This window comes from Collinsella aerofaciens (genome assembly GCF_005845035.1).
Classification (GTDB): domain Bacteria; phylum Actinomycetota; class Coriobacteriia; order Coriobacteriales; family Coriobacteriaceae; genus Collinsella; species Collinsella aerofaciens_I.
On the sequence record NZ_SPFO01000009.1, the window covers coordinates 1 to 12,920 of the forward strand.

The window sequence follows — 12,920 nt, forward strand, 5'->3', positions numbered from 1 at the left end:
GCGCCTTTAGACGCGAGCCCGGGGCCCGTGGGTTATACCCTAAGAGCAAACCACCCTTTTTAAGGGTGGTTCTGATTATCCCGGGACTGTGTTTTCGGTCCAATTCTCGGCTTCTTAAACAAAATCTCGATCTGTAACATCTAGACCCGATTTGGGCGGCTAAGTGTTACAGATCGAGATGTTTCGGCAGGACGGTCTTCGTTTGTCTAAATCTGTAACACGAGGGACGGATTTTGCCGAGTTGTTGTTATAGATTGAGATTTTTTAGCAGGCGGGTTTGGTTTGTCTCGATCTGTAACAGTAAGACCCGGTTTTGTCGCGTAACTGTTACAGATTGAGACAAACCGACGGGCCGCCTCGCCCCATCCACCTGCCGCCACCTGATATTCGCCGATTTCCGTTGTGCCGCCGTGCTCCCATGCCATATCCTCTAGACAACTACGCGGCATCATCGCCGCCGCGCCTACAAGAGAGGAATGTCCATGACCACACCTGCATCCAAGCTGCTCCAGCCCATTACGGTTGGCCCCCTTGAGCTCAAGAACCGCATTATGTTTCCGCCGCTGACCACCGGCTACGAGGAGCGTGACGGCTCCATTGGCGAGCGCAGCCTGGCTTTTTACGAGCGCTTGGCCCGTGGCGGCGTGAGTTACATCGTCATCGGCGACGTTGCTCCCGTCATGACCGCAAGCCCCACGCCCAAGCTGGCGACCGACGCCCAAATCCCCACGTTTAAGGCCCTGGCCGATGCCGTCCACAAGCACGGCGCCAAGGTCGCGCTGCAGCTGTTCCACCCCGAGTACGACGTGCCCGGTGTCGGCCGCATGGTCATGGGATCCATGGCCGCCGCCAAGGCCGCGCAGGAGGCCAAGGCCGCCGGCGACGAGGAGACCTTTGCCGCCAAGATGGCCGAGTCCAACGAGATCCGCAACCAGGCCTACGCCAAGCTGCACCACGACATGCAGCACTTTGTGAACGAGGCGAGTGTGGAGCAGCTCACCCAGATCAAGGAGGCTATCGCCGCCTCGGCCGCTCGCGCGCAGCAGGCCGGGATCGATGCCATCGAGGTCCACGGCGACCGCCTGGTAGGTTCGCTGTGCTCGGCCATCCTCAACCAGCGCACCGACGAGTACGGCGGCTCGTTCGAGAACCGCGTTCGCTACGCGCTGGAGGTCGTCGCTGCCATTAAGGAAGCCGCGCCGCAGCTGATGGTGGAGTACAAGCTCCCCGTGATCATGGAGAACCCCGACGGCACGCCGCGCGGCAAGGGTGGCCTGCAGCCCGACGAGGCCTGCGAGTTTGCCAAGCTGCTCGAGGGCGCGGGCATCGACATGATCCAGGTCGCGCAGGCCAACCACACCGGCAACATGGGAGACACCATTCCGCCCATGGGCGCCATGCCCTACAACTGGACGCTGCCCGTGGCCGAGCGCGTCAAGGCCCTGGTTTCCGTGCCGGTGGCAACCGTCGGCCGTGTTGTCTCGGTCGAGGCCGGCGAGAAGATTCTGGAAGACGGCGCGGCCGACATCATCGCCTACGGCCGCTCGCTCATGTGCGACCCCGACATTGCGCTGAAGGCCGCCACGGGCGAGCCCGTTCGCGAGTGCCTCAACTGCAACAAGGGCTGCGTCGATGCGATTCAAAATCGCAGGTACATCTCGTGCGTGCTCAATGCCGAGAACGGCGACGAGGCGACCATAGCCATTAAGCCGGGCGAGGGCGACAAGAAGATCGCCGTGGTGGGCGGCGGCATCGCCGGCCTAGAGGCCGCACGCGTGGCGGCCAAGCGCGGCTACGACGTGACCGTTTACGAGGCGAGCGATCATCTGGGTGGCCAGATTGTGCTGGCGGCTGCGCCTCCGCGCAAGGACGAGATCATGCGCTCGGTTGAGTACTACGAGAAGATTCTGCCCGGCCTGGGCGTGAAGGTTGAGCTCAGCCATGCCGCTACCGCTGAGGACCTCAACGCCGCCGACGCTGCGATTGTTGCCGTGGGCGCGCACGACGTGGTCATCCCCGTTCCGGGTGCCGACTCGGACAAGGTCGTCTCGAGCTGGGACGTGCTGGCCGGCAAGGTGGAGCTTACGGGCCGCGTCGCCGTCATTGGCGGTGGCCTGGTGGGCACCGAGACTGCCGAGTACCTGCTGCAGCGCGGCTGCGAGGTGGCGATTGTCGAGATGCTCGACAAGATTGCCGCGGGCGAGTCCGAGACCATTCTGCCGCTGATTATGAGCGACTTTGCAGAGCACAACGTGGAGCAGCACGTGAAGACCCGCCTGACCGCCATTACCGACGAGGGCGTGGAGGCCATTCGCACTACCGAGGACGGCGCCGAGGAGCCGGTAAAGATCGCCTGCGATTACGTGGTGATGGCCGTGGGCTCCAAGGCCAACGCGTTTGACCTGGATGGCGTGACGGTGCCCGTGACCTGCGTGGGAGACTGCTCGGGCGAGCGCACCGCCGACATCGCGAGCGCCATTCGCACGGCATATCACGCGGCCAACGAGCTGTAGTTAACTTCGCGGCCAGGCGGGGCGGTAGCACGGATCCGTCTCGCCCGGCTGTGTCCCGTCGGATGTCAACCGGTGCGGGGCCTGCAAGCGCGCAGGTCTCGCCCTTTTTGTTTTGCTCCGGTGGATGGCAATGCGCGGTAATCATGAGGAGTGAGGACGTCTACTGCCTCGCAGATCACTCAAAATTATTGGGGGAGGGGTTAATAACCATATCCTCTATACCAAAGGACATAAAGAGATGCCAATTTTGTTGACAAGCGAATGACGATTAGCCGTGAGTCAGCTACCAGCGTAAATAATCGATAAAGAAATGTCGTAATTTGGTGCCAAATGCCCAGATAACGCCGCGTCTATTTTAATTAACTGCTTTGAGCAAACAGTAAAATGCTACTATCTAACTTGCACGTAAGAAGGCAGATTAACGGTTAAGGCTAAGAAGTGGCAGGTATGTCGGAAGCAACTAGGACTCGCACGCATGCGCCCGAGGTTAGGCAGCGCGCCGTCGAGATCCTCCAAGAGGGGGTCGGTCATCGCGCCCTCGCTGCGGAGCTTGGCATTCCCCAGGCCACGGCTCGTCAGTGGGCCCGCGCGTATGCCGTGGGCGGTGCCGACGCCGTTCTCAATGCCGGTTCGCATCATCACACCTATTCGTACGACGTAAAGCTCGCTGTGGTTAAGGACCGTCTGGAAAACGGCTTGACGGTTCGCGAGGCCATGATCAAGCACAAGATTCCCAGCGAGTCTTCGGTCAAGGCTTGGTGCCGTCAGTACCGTGAGAGCGGTGAGTCCGCACTGGTCGATAAGCCGCGCGGTCGCAAGCCGCGCGTTAAAAAGGCGGAATAGCAAACGGGATGGTGCGCCCACAGGGGCGCATTTTTCTTGCCGCCCCTCTACTCCAATGCGGACAGGCTCCTTGCCTCGTACGCCTAAAACTCCCCAGTTGACCGAAAACCTGTCGCCGCTACTCCTCAATTGAGCTATAACGTTAAACAATTGCAGCGTTTTTGCATGGGGGAGTGATGGTATGACGCTACTGTATTTCCTTACCCTGTTTCCGCTGGTACCGGCGCTGGGCATGCTGCTCGCGCGCGGTGACCGCGCCCGCGATGCGGTGGGGCTCATAGGCTCCGGCATTATTATGGCGGTGACAGTTGTAGTCGCCGTCATGTTTTTTGGCATGGGTCCGCAGAGCTTTGAGGTTGCCTCCGGCACCTCGCATGTGCTCTCGATCATCAGCTCCGTCATCGACGTCATCCTGTGCGCCGTAATCCTGTACAACGCGTACAAATATAGGAACGCGCTCGCCATGGTGCTCGGCATAGTCCAGCTGGTGGGCTCGTTCGCCTTTGCAGCCATGACGCTGCCCGCGGTCGAAGCCGTCACGGCGACGCCGCTCTACCTGGACTACATGAGCGTGATCATGGTCCTCGCCGTCGGCATTGTTGGCAGCCTCATCTGCGTGTATGCCTTGGGTTATATGAAGGACTTCCAGGCCCACGACGAGCACGAGGCCGCACTGCGCGGGCAGACCGCGCCCGACCGTCGCCCGCAGTTCCTGGCGCTTATGTTCCTGTTCCTCTCGGCCATGTTCGTCATCGTGACGAGCGACAACCTTGAGTGGCTGTTCTGCGGCTGGGAAATCACCACCGTGTGCTCGTTCCTTATGATTGGCTACACGCGCACGCCCGAGGCCATCAAGAACGCTTTCACCCAGATCATCCTTAACATGCTGGGCGGTATCGCGTTTTTGGCGGGCCTTATGTTCTTGCACGTTAACGGCATGCCGCTGACCATCTCGGGCATGATCGAGCTTTCCGGCGCCGGTACCGCGCAATCCGCACTGCTGGTGATGCCGATCATCCTGTTGTCGCTCGCCGCACTCACCAAGGCCGCACAGATGCCGTTCCACACGTGGCTGTTGGGTGCTATGGTTGCCCCCACTCCCACGAGCGCCCTGCTGCACTCGTCAACCATGGTTAAAGCCGGCGTGTTCCTAATGGTCAAGCTGAGCCCGCTCTATGCTATCTATCCCGTAACCGGCTTTATGGTCACGAGTGTGGGCGCCATCACGTTTTTGCTTGCTGCCCTCATGGCCATCTCGCAGAGCAACGCCAAACGCGTGCTCGCGTACTCCACCATTTCCAACTTGGGCCTCATCAGTGCCTGCCTGGGTGTCGGCGCGCCCGAGGCCGTATGGGCGGCCATCTTTCTGATCCTGTTCCACACGGTGGCAAAGTCGCTGCTGTTCCTGTGCGTGGGCACGGCCGAGCATCATATCGGCAGCCGCGATATCGAGGACATGGACGGTATGTTCAGCCGCATGCCGCACCTGACGCGTCTGATGATGCTGGGCATCATGGGCATGTTTGTGGCGCCGTTTGGCATGCTCGTGTCCAAGTGGGGCGCCCTGGTGGCGTTCGCGCAGACTGGCAACGTGCTCATGATCATGGTGCTGGCCTTTGGCTCGGCCGCGACGTTCTTCTTCTGGGGCAAGTGGCTTGCCAAGCTTTCGGGTGTCGACCCCACGGCTCAAAACGTTGAGGTCAATGTCCATAAGACCGAATGGATGGCCCTCAACACCATCGCCGCGCTGCTGATTCTGTGCTGCGTGGCGTTCCCGGTTATCTCGAGCGGTCTGGTGTCGCCTTACTTGGCCATGGTGTTTGGCCGCGTGCCGTACGTTATTGGCAAGGACGCCATGTACCTGATGGTGGTTATCGTGGCGTTTATCGCCGTGGTGCTGCTGACTTCATTCCGCGTGAGCAACAAACCGCACGTCAACGTGTACCTTTCGGGCGTGGGGACCGACAAATATCGCCATTTCCGCGGCTCGATGGGACACGAGGTGAAGGCCGAAAAGCGCAATTGGTACTCGGAGGACGCCCTTGGCGAGAAGCGTATTGGCCCCGCGGGTAGCGTCGTGTGCTGCAGCATTATCTTGTTTGCGCTGCTGTGTTGCGCGTGGATTGGGCCCGAGCGACTTGCCATGAGTGCGCCCTCGGTGCTGCGCGGCAAGTATTTTGAAGGTTCGGGCGTCGTGGGCATTTTTATTGGCACCGTGGCATTTGCCTTACTGGCGCCGCTTGTGGGCGGCCTGATCGACGGCATCGACCGCAAGCTGTCCGCCCGCATGCAGGGCCGCGTGGGCCCGCGCCTGCTGCAGCCCTTCTACGACGTTGCCAAGCTGCTGCGCAAGGCCCCCGCCAGCGTAAACACCATGGACGATACCTATATGGCGTGCGCGCTCATCTTTACCGTGGTGGGCGGCGGCATCTTTGTGTCGGGCTCTAACACGCTACTGTGCGCTTTTATGGTGACGCTCGCCGCGATCTTTGTGGTGCTGGCGTCCGCCTCGACGCAAAGCCCGTTTGCCCAGGTTGGCGCCGATCGTGAGTTACTGCAGGTTATGAGTTACGAGCCCGCCGTTTTGCTGATGAGCGTGGGCCTGTACCTTGCCACCGACAGCTTTGATTCCATCGCCGTGACGGGGCAGTCGGTCCCCATCATCGTGCACAGCGCGCCCATTTTCCTCGCGTTGCTCGCGGTGCTTACCATCAAGCTGCGCAAGTCGCCGTTTGACCTTTCGTACTCGCATCATGCGCATCAGGAGATCGTCCAGGGCGTCGCCACCGAGATGAGCGGCGGCACGCTGGCCAAGATGACCCTTATGCACTGGTGCGAGACCGTGCTGTTTTTGATGTGGGTGGGCATGTTCTTTGTCTGGGACAACCCCGTGAGCTGGGTTGTAGCCCTGGTCGTGATGGCCGCGACGTATTTTGTCGAGGTCCTGATCGACAACACCTTCGCCCGTAGCACCTGGCGCAGCTGCGTTAAGCTCGGCTGGGGCGTGGCGCTGGTGTTTGGCCTGCTCAACCTTATGCCCATCCTCGTCGACGTATTTATTTAGGAGGCGGCATCCATGGATCATAAAATGTCGCGCTCGCCGTGGGTTATTCATTACGACGGCTCGAGCTGCAACGGATGCGATATCGAGGTGCTGGCCTCGCTCACGCCGCTGTTCGATGCGGAGCGCTTTGGCGTGGTCAACACCGGCAACCCCAAGCATGCGGATATCTTTTTGGTGACGGGGTCGGTCAATGCCCAGAACCTGCCCGTCGTGCGCCAGATCTACAACCAGATGCTCGAGCCCAAGTGCGTGGTGGCCTGCGGTATCTGCGCGTGTTCGGGCGGCGTATTCCGCGATGCCTATAACGTGATCGGCGGCGTGGACCGCGCGATTCCCGTGGACGTGTACGCGCCCGGGTGCGCCATTCGCCCCGAGACGGTGATCGATGCCATCGTGGAGGCGTGTGGCATCCTGGACCAGAAGGAGGCCGTGATGCGCGCCGGCGGCGACCCGCTTACCGTGGGCGGCGCCGCAACCTGGGACGGTGGCGTTGAGCTGGGCGAGGACGGGTTTGTGGCTGCGGTGGCCGGGACTGATGATGCCGGTGACGTGCCTGCCGGGGAGCCCGCCGCTGGCGACGCGCCTGCTGAGAAGCCCACCTCTGCAAAGGAGGCCGAGTAATGCAAAAGGCTATCTATACTACCGTCGGGATCGACGAGCTCCTGTCGCATGTCCAGGCGCTCAAGGGCGTCGGCGCGCGCTTTGTGCAAATGCACGCCGAGCGCAACGTCGACGACGGCTCGTATCGCCTGGTCTATACGTTTATCAACGTTCGTGCTGCTCAGGAGCATATTGCGCGGGACGGCAGCTATGCGATTGAGAACCTGGTGGTCGAGGGCATCGACCAGTACCAGGAGATTCCGTCCATCAGCTCGTACTATCCGGCGGTATTCCCGTTTGAGAACGAGGCGCACGACCTGTTTGGTCTTGTCATCACCGATATGCAGATTGACTTTAAGGGCTTTTTCTACCAGGTCTCGACTGCCGAGCCCATGAGCGTTATCACGCCCGAGGTGAAGGCCGCGCGCGAGAAAGCCATGAAGGTCCGTGCCGCTGCCGAGGCCAAGGCGCGCAAGGCCGCGGCCGAGAAGGCTGCTACTGCCACGGCCGCTGCGGGGGAGGGCACTGCGGGCGCTGGCGACGCCGCGGGCGCCGCTGCTCAGCCCGCTGCGGCTGCCGGCTCCGATGCTCAGCACGATGAGGCCGCTGCGAAGGCCGCGCTCAAGGCTGCCGAGATGGAGGCAAAGCTCGCCGCCATGGATCCCGAGAAAGCGGCCAAGGTCCGCGCGGCGCTTGCCGCTAAGGCCGCCCGCGACAAGCAGAAAAAGGAGGCGTAAGGTCCATGGCACATCGCTCCGTTATTCCGTTTGGCCCGCAGCACCCGGTGCTGCCCGAGCCGCTTCATCTGGACCTGGTGATCGAGGACGACCGCGTCATCGAGGCAATTCCGCAGATCGGCTTTGTGCACCGCGGACTCGAGAAGCTCACCGAAAAGCGTGATATGCACCAGTTTGGCTACATCGCCGAGCGCATCTGCGGCATTTGCGCCGTGGGTCACAGCTATGGCTATGCCAGCGCCTGCGAGCGCATGCTCGACATCGAGGTGCCCGGCCGCGTGCAGTATATCCGCACCATTTTGCACGAGCTTTCGCGCATTCACTCGCACCTGCTGTGGCTGGGCCTGCTTGCCGACGCCTTTGGTTTCGAGGCGTTGTTCTATCGTTCGTGGACCCTGCGCGAGCAGATTCTCAAGATCTTCGAGAGCACTTGCGGCGGTCGCGTGATTCTGTCGATTAACGAGATCGGCGGCCTGAAGCACGATATCGAGGACTCCGAGCTGGCCGGAATTGTCCAGACGCTCGATGCCATGCGTCCCGACTACGAGGCCCTGGTGCATACGTTTTTGGACGATGACAGCTGCGGCGAGCGCTTGCATGGCGTGGGTGTGATCAGCAAGAAAGATGCGCTGGAGCTTTCGATGGTCGGTCCGTTTGGGCGCGCATCGGGCGTGGATTACGACGTGCGCATGTTTGACGACGGTGCCTATGCGGATCTGGCTGCGTTTGAGCCCATCGTTGCTACCGATGGCGATTGCTATGCCCGCTGTCAGGTACGCTGTGCCGAGGTCACGCAGGCCATGGACATCATTAAGGAGCTTGTGGGCAAGATTCCGCACGACGGGATCGGCGGGCGCACCAAGCTCACGCCGGCCGACGGCGCACGCGGCGAGGTTGTGATTGAGCAGCCGCGCGGCGAGGCGTATTACTATGTGCGCGGTAACGGCACCAAGAACCTGGACCGCTTCCGCGTGCGCACGCCGACGTCGCAGAACCTGGCGGGTCTGACACATGCGCTGCAGGGCGTGCTCCTTGCCAACGTGCCCATGATTATCCTGACCATCGACCCCTGCATTAGCTGCACGGAAAGGTAGGCGCGGCATGAGTTTACTGACATTTGCCAAGACGGCCTTAGGTTCTATGGTCAAGCAGCCGGTCACGGTGCGCTATCCGCAGGAGAAGCTGACGGCACCCGAGCGCTTGCGCGGGCATATCGTCAACGACATGGACGTGTGCATCTGCTGCGGCATGTGCGCGCGCCGCTGCCCGGCGGGCGCGCTCGCGGTCGATCGCAAGGGCGGTACCTGGTCGATCGACCCGTACGCCTGCGTGGTGTGTGGCGAGTGCATCGAGAGCTGCCCCAAGCACTGCCTGACTATGGACACCGCCCGTACTCCAGTTGCGGCGGATAAGACTCCCACGGTAGAAACCAAGCCGGAGTAACGCCGGAATAGAGCTGGGATAGGGGCCGGTGGGGCAAAAATGCCCCACCGGCCCCGCGCTTAAACGCGCGGTTGTGCCGTCGCGAACAAAACTATGCCGGATTACTACGATAAATCGCCCACCTCCAACCACACCGCATTTGGCAAAATCAAAACCGCAGGTAGACGGCTTGTAGTTTTGCGAAAAAATCACGCGTGGTCGGGAATCTCGTTTTTATCGTAGTAAACCGGCATAGTTTTGAAATGACACCATATTCGTAACATCACTTGATCTCCCGTGGACAGAGGGAAACGGATCATTTTGGCCTCGCGAGGACATCCGTGTGGCCCGTTCGCCATGAAATGGGCCTATCTACTACGACGTTTGGGCGGTGGCCCTCAACCACGGCAAAAAATGCGAAAAGAAAACCGCAGGTAGAACGCCTGCGATTTTCTGGAAAACGGGGGTATGGTCAAGGGTATCGAGTCAAACGTAGTAGATGGGCAGGTTTCGTGGCGAGCGGTTCCGGGTGATTCCTTGGGGACGGAGGAAAACGGATCATTTTGGTCCCGCGAGGCTTGCGGAGGCGCTCGTGCAGAGCCGCTCGGACAAAACTATGCCGGTTTACGGGGCTAAGTCATGCGCTCCCAACCATGCCGATATCCGTGAAAATAAAACCGCAGGTAGACAAGCCGTCATTTTACGGAAAACGCGGGTATGGATGGGGGCCCTGAGCTTAGCCCCGTAAACCGGCATAGTTTTGAAATGGCATTAAATCGATAACAGCTATTTTGCTCTGTCGGAGCGGTTGGCCGTTGGGTAATTACCCTCGCAGGTAGGCGATGGCGATCTGCGTGCGGTTGCGTAGGCCCATTTTGGCAAGGATCGAGCTGATGTGGTTGCGTACGGTGCCTTCGCCCATATAGGCGGTGGCGGCAATCTCCTTGTTATCGAGGCCGCGGGCGATGAGCTCGGCGACTTCGAACTCGCGGTCGGTCAGGCCGGCAAAGGCCGCGGGCCGGCGGGGCGTGCCCGCTTCGACGCCCGCCCCATCAAAGTCGATATCCTCGATCGCCTTGCCCTCGAGCACGCGTTTACCGTCCATGACCTGTGCCAACGCCGGTGGAATGGCGGCGACATCGGTTTTAATCAGGTAGCCGCGGGCGCCCAGCTTGAGCGCCGACACTATGTACTCGTCATCCGAGAATGTCGTCAGAAACACCATGCGCGCCGAAGGGTCGCGCTCAAGAATCTCGTGCGCCGCCGATAGGCCGTCGCGTCCCGGCATCTGAATGTCGAGCAGCGCGATATCGGGTGCGTGTTCGGCATAGAGCGAAACCGCGTCGTTGCCGTTGGCGCCGGTACCCACCACCTCGATCTGCGTCTGGGCGCCCAGGATAATCTTGAGCGAATCGACCACCAAGCGGTCGTCGTCGACAACTATGAGCCTCATCGGGCGTCATCTCCTTGCTGTTTGGGGACGGTGGCAAACACGCGCCATCCGCCGGCGCTGGCACGCGGGCCGGCGGTGAAGGCGCCGCCAAGCGCCTCGATGCGCTCGCGCATGGAGGCGAGCCCCATGCCCTCCGCAGCGCCGCGGCCGCTTGCTTGGACCCCGCCCGCGCCATCGTCGGTAACGACGAGCTGGTAAAACGACGGATGCTCCATGCACCGCACGGTAATGGTTTTGGCATGGGCGTGGCGCATGGCGTTGGAAAGCGCCTCGCGCAGCACCGCCGCAAAGCAGTTGGCGACGTTGGCGGGCGCATGCTCGGCCAAAACCTCAAGCTCAATCTGCGGACCGCTGTCCGAGCATGCGCCTTCAACGATGCGCTCGAGCTGCACGGAGAGGTTGGTCGCATTGTCGTTGAGCGCGTGAACGCTGGCGCGCACGAGTTGGAGCGCCTCGTCAACCGTGCGTTTGACGTCGGCGAAATCGGCGGCAACCCTGGGCTCGTCGGCATGGACCACGCGCAGGGCTTCGGTTTGAAGCGAAGCGCGCGTGAGCTGGTGGCCCACGTTATCGTGGATCTCGCGCGCGATGCGGGCGCGTTCGGCGAGCGTCGCGAGTTCGACTTCGTAGTCCTGGCGGTCGGCGAGGTCGCGGTTGCGTGCCTCGAGTGCCAGGGCGCGTTCTTGCAGCTTGTCGCGGGTGCGACGCATGCGTTCCTGTTCGCGCTCCAGCTGCGCGGTGCGCAGCGACAGCAACGTGGCGGCGACCGAAAGGATGGCGGTTAACAGCAGCGTTCGGGTGGTGAGCACGCCGCCACGAAGGTCCGCGACAAGCGCGCAGACAAACACGGCGCCAATCGCCAGCGCGGGCCAGATTCGTTCACGGCGAACGCGTCGCGCGATGTCATAGAAGGCAAGGGGTGCGAACGGCATAAATGACGGCACGAAGATGGCCGCGATGATGTAGGCGTAGCTCGCGGCCTCGCTCGCGCGATGGGCGTGTTCTTCTCGTGCGACTTCCGACGCCGAGGTGGCTATAACGCCAAGGCAAAACGCCACAACCAGACGAGCGTCCACGGCAAGACCCATGGCGGTCGCAATACAGCACGCCAGCACAATCGATTTGTCGAAAAGCCTGTTCATACGGGTATTGTACGCGATGCCGCGCATGGGGGAGGCGCCACCCGGAGCAACCGTGACATTCCTCCCACGCGGCAAAGCGGGGGGCACCGGCGGGCCGCGCGACCAAGCCCCGCACTCGTGACAAAGCTCACTGGTGTGCGCCGCCCGCTCCTGCGATGATGCAATCGTACCGGGCTACGACCAACAGAAGGGCCGCCTCATGACAGATATCGTCCACGTCGAAAACCTCGTCAAGCGCTACGACGATCTTATCGCGCTCGACCACTTTAACCTGAGCATCGCCCCTGGCGAGATCTTTGGCCTGCTGGGCCCCAACGGCTCGGGCAAGACCACGTCCATCAACTGCATTTTGCAGCTGCTCGCCTACGACAAGGGCACCATCGAGCTGTTCGGCGAGCCCATGACGCCCGCCCGCTACGACCTCAAGCGCCGCATCGGCGTGGTGCCGCAACAGGTGGCGGTGTTCGATGAGCTCACCGTGCGCGAGAACATCGACTATTTCTGCAGTCTCTACGTCAACGACCGCAAACGCCGCCGCGCGCTGGTGGACGAGGCGATCGATTTTGTCGGCCTGGGCGACTTTACCAAGTTTCGCCCCGGCAAGCTCTCGGGCGGCCTGGCGCGTCGCCTCAACATCGCTTGCGGTATCGCGCACAAGCCCGAGCTCATCTTCTTTGACGAGCCCACGGTGGCGGTCGATCCACAGAGCCGCAATGCCATCCTGGAGGGCATCTGCCGCCTGCGCGATGAGGGCGCCACGGTGGTGTATACCAGCCATTATATGGAGGAAGTCGAGCAGATCTGCAGCCGCATCATGATCATGGACGGCGGACGCGTGCTGGCGCAGGGCACCAACGACGAGCTCAAGCGCATGATTCAGATGGGCGAGAAGATCGTGATCGAGGTCGGCGAGGTGCCGAGCGCGGCGCTCGGTGCCGTCGCGAGCCTGCCGCATGTCCTGGACCTGTCGGCGACGGCGGGCCAGCTCACGTTTTCGTGCGAGGCGAGCCCGCATAACCTGACGGACATTCTCGATGCGCTGCGCTCGCGTGACGTGGCGCTCGGCCGCATTTATTCCGAACCGCCGACTCTCAACGACGTGTTCCTCGAGATCACCGGCCGCGAGCTGCGCGACTAGGGGGCGGC

The 12,920-nt window shown here is 61.6% G+C and carries 10 protein-coding genes; 8 read left to right on the forward strand and 2 right to left on the reverse strand.

Features of this window, described 5'->3' with window-relative positions; genetic code table 11:
* Positions 1 to 482: 482 nt before the first annotated feature.
* From bilR to FGQ67_RS05670, 7 genes are all read left to right on the forward strand, one after another.
* Positions 483 to 2,513, forward strand: coding sequence for a bilirubin reductase, long form (bilR, locus tag FGQ67_RS05640; RefSeq protein ID WP_249934397.1), 2,031 nt, complete (start codon positions 483 to 485; stop codon positions 2,511 to 2,513).
* A gap of 447 nt (positions 2,514 to 2,960) precedes the next feature.
* A complete protein-coding gene (locus tag FGQ67_RS05645; protein ID WP_006235758.1) occupies positions 2,961 to 3,356 on the forward strand; it encodes a helix-turn-helix domain-containing protein in 396 nt (131 codons plus the stop codon).
* Between the two features lie 181 nt (positions 3,357 to 3,537).
* The gene (locus FGQ67_RS05650; protein ID WP_138340526.1) at positions 3,538 to 6,420 is read left to right on the forward strand and encodes a proton-conducting transporter transmembrane domain-containing protein; all 2,883 of its coding nucleotides are present in this window, start codon (positions 3,538 to 3,540) and stop codon (positions 6,418 to 6,420) included.
* 12 nt (positions 6,421 to 6,432) lie between these two features.
* Positions 6,433 to 7,041 (forward strand): NADH-quinone oxidoreductase subunit B family protein, encoded by a 609-nt coding sequence (locus FGQ67_RS05655; protein ID WP_138340527.1) that lies wholly within the window; start codon positions 6,433 to 6,435, stop codon positions 7,039 to 7,041.
* On the forward strand, positions 7,041 to 7,757 hold the full coding sequence (locus tag FGQ67_RS05660; RefSeq protein WP_138340528.1) for an NADH-quinone oxidoreductase subunit C: 717 nt from the start codon (positions 7,041 to 7,043) through the stop codon (positions 7,755 to 7,757). The genes FGQ67_RS05655 and FGQ67_RS05660 overlap by 1 nt, the downstream gene beginning before the upstream one ends.
* A 5-nt stretch (positions 7,758 to 7,762) precedes the next feature.
* Positions 7,763 to 8,851 carry a hydrogenase large subunit gene (locus FGQ67_RS05665; RefSeq protein ID WP_138340529.1) on the forward strand — a complete coding sequence of 363 codons (1,089 nt, stop codon included), beginning with the start codon at positions 7,763 to 7,765 and terminating at the stop codon, positions 8,849 to 8,851.
* A gap of 7 nt (positions 8,852 to 8,858) precedes the next feature.
* Positions 8,859 to 9,200 carry a 4Fe-4S dicluster domain-containing protein gene (locus FGQ67_RS05670; protein WP_138113720.1) on the forward strand — a complete coding sequence of 114 codons (342 nt, stop codon included), beginning with the start codon at positions 8,859 to 8,861 and terminating at the stop codon, positions 9,198 to 9,200.
* A gap of 802 nt (positions 9,201 to 10,002) precedes the next feature.
* Here the strand turns inward: FGQ67_RS05670 and FGQ67_RS05675 are convergent.
* Both FGQ67_RS05675 and FGQ67_RS05680 read right to left on the reverse strand, forming a co-directional pair.
* Positions 10,003 to 10,632: a response regulator gene (locus tag FGQ67_RS05675; RefSeq protein ID WP_138340530.1), complete on the reverse strand. Its 630-nt coding sequence runs from the start codon at positions 10,630 to 10,632 to the stop codon at positions 10,003 to 10,005.
* Positions 10,629 to 11,801 (reverse strand): sensor histidine kinase, encoded by a 1,173-nt coding sequence (locus tag FGQ67_RS05680; protein WP_138340531.1) that lies wholly within the window; start codon positions 11,799 to 11,801, stop codon positions 10,629 to 10,631. The genes FGQ67_RS05675 and FGQ67_RS05680 overlap by 4 nt, the downstream gene beginning before the upstream one ends.
* Before the next feature lie 172 nt (positions 11,802 to 11,973).
* On the opposite strand from FGQ67_RS05680, the gene FGQ67_RS05685 reads away from it, so the two are divergent.
* Positions 11,974 to 12,912 carry an ABC transporter ATP-binding protein gene (locus tag FGQ67_RS05685; protein ID WP_138340532.1) on the forward strand — a complete coding sequence of 313 codons (939 nt, stop codon included), beginning with the start codon at positions 11,974 to 11,976 and terminating at the stop codon, positions 12,910 to 12,912.
* Positions 12,913 to 12,920: the final 8 nt, after the last annotated feature.